Origin of the sequence: Paenibacillus sp. FSL W8-0187 (genome assembly GCF_037969755.1) — a bacterium.
Classification (GTDB): domain Bacteria; phylum Bacillota; class Bacilli; order Paenibacillales; family Paenibacillaceae; genus Paenibacillus_AQ.
Genome location: NZ_CP150206.1, coordinates 4,199,076 through 4,213,908, shown reverse-complemented (window position 1 = coordinate 4,213,908; position 14,833 = coordinate 4,199,076). Strand labels below are relative to the sequence as shown.

14 protein-coding genes are annotated in these 14,833 nt (G+C 47.1%); 11 read left to right on the top strand and 3 right to left on the bottom strand.

The annotated features are described in order from the left end of the window. Positions 1-50 precede the first annotated feature (50 nt). The 3 genes from MKY48_RS18785 to MKY48_RS18775 all read left to right on the top strand — a co-directional run bounded on the left by MKY48_RS18785 (position 51) and on the right by MKY48_RS18775 (position 3,084). The gene (locus MKY48_RS18785; protein ID WP_339290321.1) at positions 51-572 is read left to right on the top strand and encodes a sigma-70 family RNA polymerase sigma factor; all 522 of its coding nucleotides are present in this window, start codon (positions 51-53) and stop codon (positions 570-572) included. Beyond that, positions 532-1,482 (top strand): hypothetical protein, encoded by a 951-nt coding sequence (locus tag MKY48_RS18780; protein WP_339265399.1) that lies wholly within the window; start codon positions 532-534, stop codon positions 1,480-1,482. The genes MKY48_RS18785 and MKY48_RS18780 overlap by 41 nt, the downstream gene beginning before the upstream one ends. A gap of 195 nt (positions 1,483-1,677) precedes the next feature. Further along, complete coding sequence (locus MKY48_RS18775; protein WP_339265397.1) at positions 1,678-3,084, top strand: PQQ-binding-like beta-propeller repeat protein; 1,407 nt, start codon at positions 1,678-1,680, stop codon at positions 3,082-3,084. Positions 3,085-3,191: 107 nt separating this feature from the next. Here the strand turns inward: MKY48_RS18775 and MKY48_RS18770 are convergent, their stop codons facing one another. Beyond that, positions 3,192-3,371, bottom strand: a complete 180-nt coding sequence (locus MKY48_RS18770; protein WP_076321652.1) for an H-type small acid-soluble spore protein — start codon at positions 3,369-3,371, stop codon at positions 3,192-3,194. An 11-nt stretch (positions 3,372-3,382) separates the two neighbouring features. Beyond that, positions 3,383-3,553 (bottom strand): hypothetical protein, encoded by a 171-nt coding sequence (locus MKY48_RS18765; protein ID WP_339265396.1) that lies wholly within the window; start codon positions 3,551-3,553, stop codon positions 3,383-3,385. Between the two features lie 309 nt (positions 3,554-3,862). Here MKY48_RS18765 and MKY48_RS18760 point away from each other — a divergent pair, with 309 nt between their 5' ends. From MKY48_RS18760 to MKY48_RS18750, 3 genes are all read left to right on the top strand, one after another. After that, entirely contained in the window at positions 3,863-4,849 is a 987-nt protein-coding gene (locus MKY48_RS18760) for a phosphotransferase (RefSeq protein ID WP_339265395.1), read from the top strand. Between the two features lie 34 nt (positions 4,850-4,883). After that, on the top strand, positions 4,884-5,525 hold the full coding sequence (locus MKY48_RS18755; RefSeq protein ID WP_339265393.1) for a hypothetical protein: 642 nt from the start codon (positions 4,884-4,886) through the stop codon (positions 5,523-5,525). Positions 5,526-5,651: 126 nt separating this feature from the next. After that, on the top strand, positions 5,652-6,386 hold the full coding sequence (locus MKY48_RS18750; protein WP_339265392.1) for a class I SAM-dependent methyltransferase: 735 nt from the start codon (positions 5,652-5,654) through the stop codon (positions 6,384-6,386). Between the two features lie 700 nt (positions 6,387-7,086). On the opposite strand, the gene MKY48_RS18745 is transcribed toward MKY48_RS18750, so the two are convergent. Beyond that, entirely contained in the window at positions 7,087-8,688 is a 1,602-nt protein-coding gene (locus MKY48_RS18745; RefSeq protein WP_339265390.1) for a sialidase family protein, read from the bottom strand. Between the two features lie 131 nt (positions 8,689-8,819). On the opposite strand from MKY48_RS18745, the gene MKY48_RS18740 reads away from it, so the two are divergent. The 5 genes from MKY48_RS18740 to MKY48_RS18720 all read left to right on the top strand — a co-directional run bounded on the left by MKY48_RS18740 (position 8,820) and on the right by MKY48_RS18720 (position 14,829). Beyond that, the gene (locus MKY48_RS18740) at positions 8,820-9,875 is read left to right on the top strand and encodes a substrate-binding domain-containing protein (protein ID WP_339265388.1); all 1,056 of its coding nucleotides are present in this window, start codon (positions 8,820-8,822) and stop codon (positions 9,873-9,875) included. A gap of 526 nt (positions 9,876-10,401) precedes the next feature. Continuing rightward, positions 10,402-11,478 carry a GntR family transcriptional regulator gene (locus MKY48_RS18735; protein WP_339265386.1) on the top strand — a complete coding sequence of 359 codons (1,077 nt, stop codon included), beginning with the start codon at positions 10,402-10,404 and terminating at the stop codon, positions 11,476-11,478. Positions 11,479-11,607: 129 nt separating this feature from the next. After that, the gene (locus MKY48_RS18730; RefSeq protein WP_339265384.1) at positions 11,608-12,990 is read left to right on the top strand and encodes a sugar ABC transporter substrate-binding protein; all 1,383 of its coding nucleotides are present in this window, start codon (positions 11,608-11,610) and stop codon (positions 12,988-12,990) included. Between the two features lie 97 nt (positions 12,991-13,087). Then, positions 13,088-13,981 carry a sugar ABC transporter permease gene (locus tag MKY48_RS18725; RefSeq protein WP_076321643.1) on the top strand — a complete coding sequence of 298 codons (894 nt, stop codon included), beginning with the start codon at positions 13,088-13,090 and terminating at the stop codon, positions 13,979-13,981. An 11-nt stretch (positions 13,982-13,992) separates the two neighbouring features. Further along, the gene (locus MKY48_RS18720; protein ID WP_215159481.1) at positions 13,993-14,829 is read left to right on the top strand and encodes a carbohydrate ABC transporter permease; all 837 of its coding nucleotides are present in this window, start codon (positions 13,993-13,995) and stop codon (positions 14,827-14,829) included. Positions 14,830-14,833 lie beyond the last annotated feature (4 nt).

Sequence of the window (14,833 nt, the reverse complement as noted above, 5' to 3'; positions counted from 1 at the left end):
AGATCATTGCAGATGTGTTGGATGGGGAGACAGAACAATTCGAGAAAATCATGAAGGTTTATCAAAAACCGATTTTTCTCTACTGTTATCATATGCTGGGTAATCATGCCGAGGCCGAAGATAACGCACAGGAAGTATTTCTGAAAACATTCCGCAGCTTGCGGAAATATACTCAATATAAGATGGATTTTGGCGCATGGTTATACAAGATAGCCTATCATCAATGTATTGACATCATCCGTAAGCGAAAACTGGTGAAATATTTACCTTTCTTTTACCAGGATGATAAAGAAAATAATGATGTCGATATGCATATTGAAGCCAACTATTTTGATGAATCCGTACATCAGGCCATGGCGAAATTATCGGCGGAAGAGCGTAATTTGTTAATCTTACGTTGTGTCGAGGATAAGAGCTACCAGGAGATCAGTTTGATTCTCGGCAAGAACAGCGCAAGCCTTCGTAAAAAATACGAACGTACATCTGCAAAATTTCGAAAGTATTATGCTCAAGTAAAGGGAGTGGGAATGTATGAATATGGACAGGGAACGGGATTTGAAAAAACTGTTTGATGACCCGCGCATTCCCGACGTCGACCTGACAGGAAAAGTAATGAATACACTATATGCTCAGCCAAAAGAAAAGGAGAGGTTTTTTGTGAAATATAAAGTTGCTTTGACTGCGTTTGTAGGAATGATGTTAATGGCCTCCACAGGTTATGCGGCAGTTCAATATCATTCTTTGACGAATAAGGATGGCGAAGTCGTATATGAGACTAAATCGACGAAAGATTACGGAAAAACAGAATCGAAAGAAGAGATAGAGCGTTGGGAGGCATACTATGAACTTAAGGAAAAGGTGCTAAAGAACGGGGAAGCTGGGCTGTTCTATTTGGTTGCCAATAACCCGAATCATGAAACAATTCTTGGAACGCAGATAACTAAGTTCCAAGATCTTTCTCAATTGCGCGATAAGATTACGGATAAATACGTTAAGATCGCAGACAAAGTCAATGGAAATTATACATTCCAAACGGCGCACGTAATGTTTAAAAATGCTCAGGAAGTGAATCCTCCTTCTTCGGAAGAAAAAAAGAAAATGGCAGAAAAGCTGAGAAAGCAGGCGGAAGAATCCAATCAGGGATATGCCATGATGCCGGTTGAAATGACAGATCAGTTTTTCATTCTCAATGCTACGTATCAAAATGGAGAGGATAAAATCGGGGTTAATATCACTAATCTGACTGGAAAGAGCGACCCTACAACGTATATTGACGAGAAAGTTGAATTTAAGCAGGAGAAGATTCAAGTGAAGGGTGTAGAAATGCTGCATACAGAATTTGGTCCTTCGCAGTGGCACGAGCTGAAATGGGTATACGAGAGCCCGGACAAAAAGGTCAAATACGTCTATAGTATAGATGGAGACATGAATAAAGTAAGCAAAGAAACCTTGATGAAAATTGCTGAAAGCTATTTGAAATAATAAATTTTAATCAACGGGAATCTTCTCCAATGCGAATTGGGGTTGATTCCCGTTTTGGGATGATAAACAGTTTTTATGTAGGCAATTACTTAAGGGAACTTAAAGATTATTTATAGTTCGCTTGGAACTTTATGCCTTCTCTGAGCGTTGTATTTGTCGTGAAGCAAGAAGCCATAACAAATGGGAGGGCTATTCATGCTTAGAATTGAAATGAAACGATGGATTAAACATCTCAAAGGTCAATTACGCCGGCTTATCATTGCAAGTATTGCAGCAGGCTTACTTACAGTCCATGGCGTGTTGGCAGTACCACCTACGCAAGTGAATGCAGAACCTGCCGATGTTTCGGTACGCAACTGGTATCCTTCCTCAGTCTTCGAAGTTCCTGAAGTAAAACCTTCTTGGACGGTGAAGGTGGACAACTATCTGGATATGGACGACGAGAATTATCTAGGTCGCCAGGCGATTGCTGAAGATGGGAAGGTGTTCGCATTCACCGGGAAAAAGCTGATTGCCATCGATGCGAGTACAGGCAAGCGGTTATGGAGTTACGGTAAGGACCTAAAGCCTTACGTTGTATTTCATAATGGCGTTATTTATGGCCTATCGGGAGATCAGATGCCATACGCTTTGAACGCAAAGACAGGTAAATTGAAATGGCAGTCGAACACATCCATCTACATGGATACTCGGCTTCGTACGGAAGTGCTGGTTCCAACTGTTGATACGCTGTATGCAATAAAAGGGAGCAGTACCTTCGCGTTTGATGCAGCCACAGGAAAGTTACGGTGGAAAACGAACGAGCCGTCAGGAGAAGGACATGGCACTGATTATCTTCAGGAGGCGGATGGAGTAATCCTTCGGACGTTCTATATACAAGGAGCGCTCACTTCTCTTCAATTGACTGCCTATGACAAGAAGACGGGCAAGAAGTTATGGGACCATTTTGGTCAGGGAGAAGCGCTCCAAATTAAAAACGGTCTCGTGTATTCGGTTGACTATTATTCTCCATTGCTGACTGATTATCAGTCGCTGCCGGACCGCAAAGTGATCGTAAATGTGTATAACCTTAAGACCGGCGTAAAGAAGAGCAGCCGAGATTATAGCTGGAAAATGTCGGGGGAGCCGCCATATGAGTACGGCGGAGGCGGCTTATTTATAAACCAAGGGAAGTTATACATGGATCAGGGCAATAAGGTGGCCGAATATAATTTTGACACCTATAAGAAAGGTGAGGTCCCTTTGCGAACTTTTCCTCGCCCTTATGGGGGCGACTGGGAGTTGATCGGACTGGTTCAGGAACGGTTGATTTTCAAAGACATAATGACTCGTGAACTGGCAGGCATCAAGCTGGCGAATGGAGAACAGATCGATTGGAGAGGCGATGCACCTGTTGCGCAGATTGACGTATATGGGAAAGGGTTATATCGGGCGCAGCGTAACGGCACATTACTCGGCATCAATATGTTGACGACGTTGCCAGTTTTTAGAGTAACGACGGGTGCAGATTTACACGAGTCGACGCTAAAGACAAACGGTATGATCATCATCCAAGCGGAGGATAAACTCCTCGGGGTAAAGGTACCGGCATCGTTGAAATAAAGGAATAGCTTGTGCTACTTGAATCATATTTCGTTTTAACAATAAAAAATCCCACCAACGAAATTGGATGGGGATTTTTTATTTAAGGTTGGGTGAGTGTTTCTATCTTATGGATGCTCGGTGAGACTGGATAAAGGGACGGTCATTTCCTGCTCCGAGTTTCCGATCGGATAGACCCGAGCGGTTTCATCCTCATTGACATGCTGGATAAAGATAGGGGTATCCTGATAAGTGACATTTTTCATAATGGCCGATTCCGAAATTTCAATCGCTCTTTGTTTGTTCATGACAGTTCTCCTTATTTCGAAAGATCTTTCAATGGATCAGCCTGACGGTGAGAGGCTTTTTGTATGTCTCGATCCAGCTTCGATGGTCCTTGAAGTTCTTCGGCAGCCTCCATTTGATCATTCAGCTGTTGTTCTATTTGTCCAATCCCATGCGCTTCTTGATGCTGTTTACTCTTCGCCAAAACGATCCCTCCATTTTGTAGTAAGACCTTTGTAATCTCTGCATTACTACAATGCACCAAAATAAACGAACTTATGCAGCTGTTCACGTGCATTCGCGAAGGGTTATCTTCCGAAATCATAAGAAGAGTGGTATCATATTGATTGGCTAATAATTCCAAAACAGGAGTCGCACAAACTTCTTAACGAATACTCTTCGAATGAAAACATGATCGTGATCGAGATTACAGTAATCAATACAAAGTCGCTCGCTTGAGCGGCTTTTATAATTATTGGTCTATAGGACTCTTAAAAAGATGGAGGTATCCTGAATGGGAAGCTCGAAGCTATTGCTTAAAGCCGCAGAATCTTTCGAATTTCATGTAGGAACGTTAGTCTTCCTGAGTAACTCAACCAATGAAGTATATCGGTTTACGAAGGACAATCAGTCCTATATCTTGCGGTTATCTCAGAAATCACACGAATATGTACCGAAGATAAGGGCGGAGGTAGATTGGGTTTATTACTTGGTGAAGAACGGAGTACGTGCTTCATTACCGATTCAAACATGTAATAATGAGTTAACGGCCATATTCTGCGATGAAGATAAGTGGTATATAGCAACTGCTTTTCATGAGGCTGCAGGTCGCTTTTTTGATAAAAACAATGAACAGCTATGGGGCCCAAAGATATTCAGAAATTGGGGAGAAACCATGGGAAGAATGCATAGGCTATCGAAATCATATGAAGTATCAGACATCCTTGTGAAGAGAGACAGCTGGAGCAGAAGAAGCATCAATAATCCTCATCTGCAGCAAGGCAGTTTCAATGTACTTCTTGAAAAATTGATCTCTATGGAGAGTACGATTGATTCACTGCCTAGGTGTTGCGATTCGTTTGGACTCATACATCATGACTTCCATCCTTATAATTTTTTTATCGACAACAGTGAAATAACGGTTTTTGATTTTGATGATAGTATCTATGGCTGGTTTTCATTAGACATTGCAATAGCGGCCACTCATGCCGTTTGGTGGGGAGTGCATGCAGAAGATCGTGTCACAAAAAGCAGGTTTGCCCAACTGTTCTTGCGTGAATTCCTCATGGGTTACGAGAAGGAACACCATCTCACCGAGTACTGGAAACAAACAATCCCCATGTTTATGGAGTATAGAAATATTTGTTCTTTCTTCTGGTGGCTTAGTGAATGGAATGGGCATGAGAGCTGCCTTACAGAGAACCAACAGAATGCAATCAACCATGCTGTTATGCTGATTGAAAGAGGCTTGCCTTTTGATGGCTGTGATATTCAACTTTAGTAACATGATAGCTTATTTTAATGGAGGTAGTAAATTGAGGTTAAAAGCGTGTATATTAATCGCCTTCATGATTCTAACGGGTTGCTTTGCAGGAACTAAGGAACAGATCTCTCCTGAGACCGATTCGACATCTTCCAAGATCGAATTTACACCGGTGGATTTGTTCCAAGGGGACGCAGCGAAGTTTAAGCTATTCCTCGGTCCGATGACGGGTGCATTTAAATTAAAGTATGAGGGAAATAAACCTAACGTCAGCTTGGACATCGATATTTGGAAGAACGGGCAGAAGGTAGATTCGGCAGGGTCGATCGGAGATTTGTTTTACAGTTCGAATGAGCAAAAGGGCAGCAACGAAGTAGAACTAATCATATCCGTTGACACGGAATCCATAGAGGGTCAAAAGGAGTTCAGCAAGATTAAAGTCAACACCACTTCTCACACGGGATCAAGTCTTTCTACCATTACTATTCCTTGGGACAAAAAGTTGACAGCACACGGTTTGATTCAGGATACGCGTCCACGTTCGTTTACGATAGACCAGCCCGTGCATGTATTTGGGATGCATGCTACAAGTACCAATAAAATACATACAGCGGATCTTTCAACGGAATCGTTGAGAAAAACGGAGTGGGCACTTGTGTTCACTTTGCGTCTTGATGAAGAACACATAGAATAAACGCTTTGGGTTACAGTGCTTGATCCATGATCACAATTAAAGCAGAAACATGACTGGCGTTGAGGAATGAAAACAGGTCAAATATAATGGGGGGGAATTATAAAATAACGTTAAGGGGTGATTGTAGTGAAGCAAAACAAGTATGATGATCTAGGATTTTTCGAGAATTACAATCAACTTCCCCGTTCAATCAAAGGATTAGAGGGAGCAGGAGAATGGGGTGCCTTTCGATCGATGTTTCCGGAACTTAGGGACAAAAAGGTGCTTGATCTCGGCTGCGGATTCGGGTGGCACTGCAGGTACGTAAGAGAACAGCATGCACGTTCTGTGGTCGGAGTGGATATCTCAAAGAACATGCTAGAGAGGGCAAGGTTGATGACCGATGACACGAATATAGAATATGTGCAGGCCGCAATAGAGGATTTTGACTACCCTGCTAACGAGTTCGATGTCGTGATTAGTTCGCTTGCACTTCATTACATTCGTGATTTCGAGGATATCTGTAAAAAGGTATATCAGAGTCTAACGGTTGGAGGTTCGTTTGTCTTTTCAGTTGAACACCCCGTGTTTACTGCTGTGCCCGAACAAGATTGGTATTATGGCCCGGACGGGGAAAAGTTATTTTGGCCTCTCGATCACTATCATGAGGAAGGCGCACGCCAAACTAGATTTCTTGACAATGAAGTCACCAAGTACCATCGGAATATAGCCACACAGATGAATGCGTTAGTGAAAGCAGGATTCCAGTTTAGGGAAATGTCTGAGCTTAAGCCAGAACACGAGCAGCTTCAGGATCCAGAATGGCATGATGCATTCAGACGCCCCATTTTCTTATTGATCGCCGCAGATAAGCAGGTCTGACCCGCTTGGACAAAATAAACAGAGGGACACCTAAACAGGTGTCCTTTTTAGTTCATGAGGAGAATCGGTCAAGGTGACGACCATTACATATTAAACTGCCGGATATTATTCATTTGATTTCGGGAACTTTCATCGACCGTATAAAGTATCGTTAGGAGGGGGGATTAATTCAGCGCCTTTTGTAATGCCTAGGCGTTAAGGTAGAGAACTTTTATCAATGATTTAGAAACTATCACCATGTGAATATTTCACAATAGATTAGAATCAAATGTGTCGCCCACTTATATCGAATACCATACTTCTATTCTCTCCCCTTGTACAAACAGATCGTTGATACCAGAAGTGCTGCGGGCTAAAGCTGGGCAACAGGCACGGCCCAGCTCATACACTTAAGACGGCCCAGCCAACCTTTTTCTGCTTTCAGATGCGCCAGCGGTCAGGTGCGCACTAGGAGCGCTTCCGGCACACTGCTGCTCTATCCGATCCGGACGATGATCATTCATACAATGAAGATAATCAAAGGCATGAAGCATTCTTTTTGCTGACTAAAAAATGAAAGGGGGCCGCCCACTGCATCAATGATGACATATGGATGGCCCTAGATTAAATTAATTTTAACAATGTTAATCTATCATTAGCCTACTCCTATAGTGGAGAGGCCTCATTTAGACGATTGGTTTAGCCGGAGGTTATACTCCTACTAGTTCCGGAAGAACTCGACCTGATCGATATCCGCCCATTGGGAAGAGGACGAATTGGATACGTAAAATCCGATCGTCGCCTTGCCGCTCGTCACTTGAATATTGGATATCGTGACAGACGTCCACGCTGTTGTCACCGGACACCCGGTTTGAAGCATGCTGCCTCCATAGTCCTTCACTTCCATGACACAGCTGTTCTGGCCTCCGCTGCTGCGCATGCGGGCGCGCATCGTATACGTGCCGTTATCGAGACCGCTAATCGTCTGTCCGACATACGCGGTCGAAGGTCCGCTTGTGCCCGCGAGACCGACAAAGTAAGAGCCTTCGGCAGCGGGAAGCCCAACGCCGTCATTAGCTCCATGAATAAGAATCCGTTTCGGGTAATCATCGCCGTACGTCGTCCAGCCCGCTACATTGGCTGTTTCAAAACCGGGATTGTTAACGACATTCGTTTGCGGCGGTGTCACGGCATGCCCGAAGCGCAGATAGATGCCGTTTGCCGGATAAGTTGCGCTGGTGACAGCTGCGACACGGGTCGAATCAATGGTCATCAGGGCATTCCAGTTGGAGGATTTCGTATCGGATACCGGAAAAACGTTGGTTTTGTACTGCCATGACGCGCCGTTATCGGAGCTGATCATCGTAAACATCGAGGTGTAAGGATCCCCCGTGTTGGCGCTGCTTTCATCGGTCTGGAATGCGGCCATAAGACGGCCGTCGTCAAGCTTCACGACGAACGGAGCACCCGCCTTTTTGCCATTGCCGCTGGGCACGTACATCGTTTGGCGGGGAACCGACCAATTAAAGCCGTCCGGCGATATTTTATACTTGATGACAAAAGGGTGGCCGGCAACGTCCGAGGCTTCGAATACGGTTATATACCGCCCGTCGTTCATTCGCGTGATGACCGGCATACCGTCGCGGGAGCTGGCTGCCACTCCGTCGCTAACCGTGATGCGGTTGCCCCAGCCGCTTCCGTTCCAGGTCTTCATATACAAATTTTGCAGCCCGGTCGTTCCGACCGCAGCCGGACTGTCGTCCGCATAAAGCACCGCGATTGTGCCGTTGATCATGTCTAGATGCGGCTCCCACAAACCTTTAAAGCTGGAGGCGGTTGAACTCCCGACCAATCCGCCAGGCAAATCGCTCCAGGTGTAACCACCGTCGACGCTCCGCTTGACGTTAAGCTGGATGTCATAGGTCGAGCCGTTCTGTACGACCTGCCGATAGGCTAACCAAATTTCCCCGCTTGGCAGCCTTAACATTTGACCGTTCCCCACATTGCCGTCGCTGCTTGAGACAGCTGTGATCGGAGCGCTCCATGTATAGCCGCCGTCTTGCGTTCGGGAGACGACAATGCGCGTGTTGCCTCCGCCAGCGTTGGTATCGAAGGATACGAGCCACTCGCTCGGCGTAAGCTTGAGCAGCCGAGGATACCATACGCCTCCCGATGGCGGCGTATAAATGGCAATCTGCTGCGAAGCCCACGCCATACCTGATGAAGCGGCATGAACCGGCGACAATGGAATTGCCGTTAAAGCAAGCGCAAGCATGACGACGAAAGCAAGTGGTTTCTTCCAGAAGCCTTTGTTTCGAATCATATGCAATTAACCTCCCAACCCGAATTAGAAAGCGCTTTCTAAAAGGGATTGTATCGCAATTAATATCATTTAAGATATACTAAATATATATTATTTTTTCAGTGGGACTGACGTAAAAAGCGAGGTCAGACATGGAGCATCCGTTATATAAACGTATTCAGAACGACATACGCCAGCGCATTCAGAGCGGCGAGCTGCAGGCCGGCGACTTGGTCTCGTCGGAGAAGGACTTGGCCCAGCGGTACGGTGTGAGCCAGATTACAACCAAAAACGCGCTCAACGGTTTGGTAGAGGAAGGCTTGTTAGTGCGATATCGGGGAAAGGGCACCTTCGTTCGGGAACAGGTCATTCTGGAAGAGCTACATCTTAAGTCGGGCACAAAAAAGACGATCGCGATTATTTTGCCAACGATGAAAACCAAGATCGACCAGCAGCTGCTGGATGGTCTGGAACGTTATTGTGCGGAGCGGGAGTATGACCTGTTGATCCGCATTACACGCGAGTCGCAAGAGGAAGAATACCGAGCGATCAAGCAGTTCCAAGAACGAGGCGTCGATGGGTTTATCATTTTCCCGGTCGAGCAGGAAAGCTACAATAATGCAATTCTACGCTTGTCGCTCGATCGGGTTCCATTGGTGCTAGTCGACCGTTTCTTGAAAGAGATCAAAGCGTACAGCGTCAGCTCTGACAATTACGGAGGCGTTCGCGAGGCTATATCCAGTTTGCTTGCGGTGGGACACAGGCGCATTGCCTTCCTGTCACCGGAAATTACAAATTCGGTTACGGACGAAAGAGCCAAAGGCTTCGAGGCCGCTTTTATGGAACAGGGCTTGCCTATAGACAAGACACTATGGTGCATGCTGGATTTGGAAACTATAGCAGAGGGTCACGGACAACGGGATGTCGTTCGTTTTCTGCGTGATCGGAGCGATATCACGGCCGTCTTTGCCGTTAACGCGGAATTGGCCCGCTATACCCATTATGCCATTCGGGAAATGAGGACGGGAGCAGGGAACGAACCGCAACTAGCCGCTTTTGACGATCCGGATATCGAAGGCATTCCTTTCGTCCGTCAGCAATTGGATGAAGTAAGCCGGCGTGCCGTCGATTTGCTGTCGGAACAGTTGTCCGGTACGAACGAGCCAAGGCGTGAAGTCGTACCGGTCCATTGGATTTGGCCGGAATGAATCGGACTTCACGAAGTTCGATCTAAGAATACAATGAAATAACCCATCAAGGGGTCGTCCTTAAAGTAGATTGTTGAGGGATATCTTAGAATTGCCCCACGGCATATTGAATGTACAAAAGAAACCGTTCCTTTCGTAAATGGTTTGGGTTGAACCTCCATTTTACCAAAGAACGGTTTCTTTGCGTCTAAAAGTAAGCAATCTGCACGGCGTAGCGGTGAGGACGAATCGATTCCGGACAAGTGTCAGCGCTTGCCTTTGCCACCACATTTCACCCTTGCTCAGAACCATTCCAAGAAGGGGGCCTTCCGCAAGATCTAAGACCTTTTGGGTCAGCCGCTTAATTGATAAGAAACTTTGCATCTCAAAGCTCCTGCTGTTGATATCGTCTGAAAAGTCTCCATTAAGAGCAGTCTGTTTCCTTTGGAATCCTCTCTATAGATGTTTTTAGTCATTTACAAACACCAAGTTATATTATAATAATATACTAAATATACTATTTAAATCATAAAGGTTGTGATGGGCATTGAAATCTCTGCCGCTATACAAAAAAATTCAGGAAGATATCAAGCGGCTGATCGCCATCGGCAAGCTGCGGGAAGGGGACCGGGTCCCTTCGGAGAGAGAATTATCCGAACGTTACCGCGTCAGTCAAATTACAAGCAAAAATGCGCTGGTCGGACTGATGGAGGAAGGCTTGCTTGTCCGGATCCAAGGCAAGGGCACCTTCGTTATGAGCAGACCGGAAAACTCCACGGCGCTTGATCAGTTGGGAGAATGGACAGCAGGTCCGGGCAAGAGCGGGCGTATCGGGTTAGTGCTGCCGACGATGAAAACGAAAGTGGACCAGCGTTTTTTAGATAACATCGAGAAGTACGCCTCTGCCGCAGGTTATGAAGTGATGCTGAGAATTACACGCGAATCCCAGCTTGAGGAGTCCAAGGTCATCTCGTCCTTTCTGAAGCAGGGGGTGGACGGCATGATCATTTTTCCGGTTGAAAACGAGACGTACAACGATTCGATTCTGAGGCTCTCGCTGGACCGTTTCCCCTTCGTTCTGATCGACCGGTTCTTGAAGGAGGTCAAGACATACAGTGTAAGCTCGGATAACGTTAATGGCACTAGGGAAGCCGTGGAGTATTTACTTAACAAAGGCCATTCGTCTATCGCGTTCATCTCTCCTGAAATTACGAATACGGTGACGGACGAGAGGGCCCAAGGGTTTGAGCAGGCTTTTCTGGAGCATGGATATTCGATCGACAAAAGCTTATGGTGTCTCCTCCCGCTGGAAGAGATCGCATCAGGTCAATCCATTGAACATATCAGGGCGTTTTTAGATGGCAGTCCCCATATCACCGGCATCATCACGGCCAATACGGAGCTGTGCAGAAATGTCTATAAAGCCGCAGTTGCATCCGGTAGACAGGTGCCGGACGAAGTGGAGCTGATCACATTCGATCCGCCGGATCTGCCGAATGTCCCGTATATTCGCCAAAACGAGGAGGAAATGTGCCGGTTGACCGTAGAGCTGCTAATCGAGCAGATCGAAGGAGCTTTTGAGGCGAGAAGAATCGTGGTGCCAGTTATGCTGGTAAAAGAGTAAAGCGGCTGGTCGACAATAGAGGAGATCACCTATTTTATATTAAATATAGTATATAAAATTATATTATTATAAGTTATCATGATTTCGTAAAGCGCTTACACCACATCTTTTAAAGAAGAGGGGAATCGCATGAAATCGAAGAGCAAATTCGCAGGCATGATCATGCTGCTGCTGATGTTCGCCTTAACCGCTTGCAGCGGCGGCAATGGACCAAAGGACGGAGCTACTCCAAGCAACCCGGACACTCCGAAATCAGGCAATGAAGCTTCCACCGGGCAGGACTCAAAAGAACCTGTAACGATTGAGTTTATGGGCCACGGCAATCCGAACGAAAAGAAGATTTTCGAAAAGCTGATCGCTTCCTTCGAGGAGAAGTACCCGCACGTTACCGTTAAATACACTTCGGTGCCGCCAGGTGAGTACTCACAGAAGATGACGACGCTGATCAGCTCCGGCAAGGTTCCGGACGTATTCTACGTTGGAGGTCCCGAGTTTTACCGCTTCGCGGAAGCCGGAACGCTCCTCAACATTCAGTCCTATCTGGACCAGACCTCATTGTTTAATCCCGATAACGTATGGAAGCAGGCAATGGACCGCTATCGCTTTGACGGCAGCAAGGTCGGTGCCGGAGACATGTACGGACTGCCCAAGGACGTAGGACCATGGTCATTTGTTTATAACAAGGATTTGTTTGACGAAGCAGGTGTACCTTACCCTTCTGCAACGGCAGGGGAATGGACCTGGGACGACATGCTGGAAGCCGCCCAAAAGCTGACGGTCGATGCTAACGGCGACGGAAAGCCCGATCAATATGGTGTAGGCGCTTACAGCTTGGAATCGGCAGTATGGGGCAACGGCGGTGAATATATCGACTACGCCACTGGCACGGTAAAGGTAAACGAGCCCGAATTCTATGAGGCGATGCAATTTGTCGCTGACCTGAACCTGAAACATAAGGTCAGTCCGAATCAGGAAGCCGAGCAAGCGATGAATGCATATACCCGCTTTATTAACGGCCAGCTGGCGATGTTTGCGATGGGCCCATGGGATCAGCCTGCATTCTGGGAGCTGCCTTTCGATTGGGACATTGCTGCGTGGCCGGCAAGCCCGAAGACGGGACAAACGGCGACCTGGCTCGGCTCGATGGGATTTTCCGTTTCGGCGAAATCCAAACACCCGCAGGAAGCGTTCGACTTGGCGGCCTTTCTGTCCCTGGATGAGCAAGGGCAGCGCGAAAACTACCAGCTTGGCCAAGCGGTTCCTAACCTGATCGACATGGCAGAAGGCGAATTTAAGGAAATGGACAAAGGACCGCAAACACGGCAAGTATTCCTTGATATTATCCAAGATTACGGACGCCCGGACGTGGTGGCTTTCTCGAAGGATACGCAATGGATCGATACGTTCAACCAGAACGCGAGCAAAGTATGGAACGGTGAGATGTCGGCAAAAGACTTTACGGCCCAGATCCAGCCGAAGATGCAGGAGCTGTACGATAAAGGAAATAAATAATGCCGTAAAAGGCAGGGGGGCGTCAGCCATCCAAATCGGTGCCTCCCGCCGTACGGACATCCTGTCATAACGAATACAGGCGAAGGTGGAATGGAATATGGGTACCAAGCTTGGCGGGTATCGCAGAAGAGAACTGGCGTGGTTGTATCTGTTCGTGGCTCCGCCGGTTCTCGGGTTTCTTTTGTTCGGCCTTGTGCCGATCTTGTTCTCGATCTATATCAGCTTTCACAAATGGGATATGCTTACCGATCCGCAGTGGTCGGGGCTCGGAAACTATAAGGATCTGTTGAAAGACGAGAAAGTGTTCAAATCGTTGTACAATACGATCTATTTGATGATCGGCATTCCACTCGGCATGATCCTCTCAATGCTGCTGGCCATCTTAATGAACCGCAAATTTGCCGGCATCTCGTTCATGCGGACGATTTATTATCTTCCGGTCATATCGCCGATTATCGCGGTATCACTGCTGTGGCAGTGGATATTGAATCAGGATTACGGATTGCTCAACAACTTCCTGTGGGAAACGTTCGGTATAACCGGGCCTAACTGGCTGGGCAAGCCGGAGTGGGTGAAGCCTTCGCTCATCCTGATCGGGCTGTGGAGCGGCATCGGCGGGAACATGGTGCTGTACCTTGCAGGATTGCAATCGATCTCCTCAACGTATTATGAAGCTGCGGAAATCGATGGCGCTGGTGCATGGCACAAACTGACGCGAATTACGATCCCGCTGCTCACGCCGATCCATTTTTTCGTCATCGTCATGGGTATCATTGGCGCGTTCCAGTCATTCAGCCAAATTTACGTGCTTGCGGTGGATGGCGGGCCGGAATACAGCGGTGCCACGGTCGTCTATTATATTTTCCAGCACGCGTTCGAGTACTTCAATATGGGCTATGCCAGCGCGGTGGCCTGGGTACTGGGCATTCTCATCTTTATCGTTACGCTCATTCAATTTAAGCTTTCCAATCGATGGGTTTACCAAGACTAGGGGGGAAATCTGTGAAACGGGAAAAAATGACGGACCTCTGGTCGCTGCTGCTGTTGCTTTGCGGTTCGATCTTTATGATCGCACCGTTCATATGGACCATCTCGACTTCATTAAAGGATCGGCGAAACGTATTTGAAATTCCGCCACAGTGGATTCCCGATCCGATTACGTTCGATAACTATGCAAAAGTCTGGCTGGAGTCGCCCTTGCTTCACGGATTCATGAACAGCTTGATCATCGTGGTGATCGTCCTAACGATTGGGATGCTGGTATCCGCGATGTCTGCCTATGCGTTCGGTAAATTCGAATTTCCTTACAAAGGCATGCTGTTCATGGGTTTGCTCGGAACGATGATGATTCCGTATTCGGTCGTTATGATACCGCAGTATATCGGATTTTCCAGGCTGGATTGGGTGGACACACTGCTGCCGCTCATCGTGCCCGGCCTGTTCGGCAACATCGTTGTTATCTTTTTTATCAGGCAATATATGCAGAGCGCGATGCCGACGGAATTGATCGAAGCGGCGAAGATCGACGGCTGCAGCTTTCCGGGCATATTCTTCAAAATCGCGCTGCCTATCATGAAGCCGGCCCTCGCTGCTCAAGCCGCACTTGGCTTTATGGGCATTTGGAATGATTTTCTTGGTCCGCTGATTTACTTGCACACGCCTGAGAAGCAAACGATTCAAGTGCTGATCGCCTCGATGCAGGCCATGTACATCGGCCAGTCGGACTATCCGATGATCATGGCTGCCGCTATCATCGCCATGGTGCCGGTAATCATCGTGTTCTTTTTCTGCCAAAGATATTTTATCGAGTCGATGGCAATCAGCGGAATCAAGGGGTGAGGCA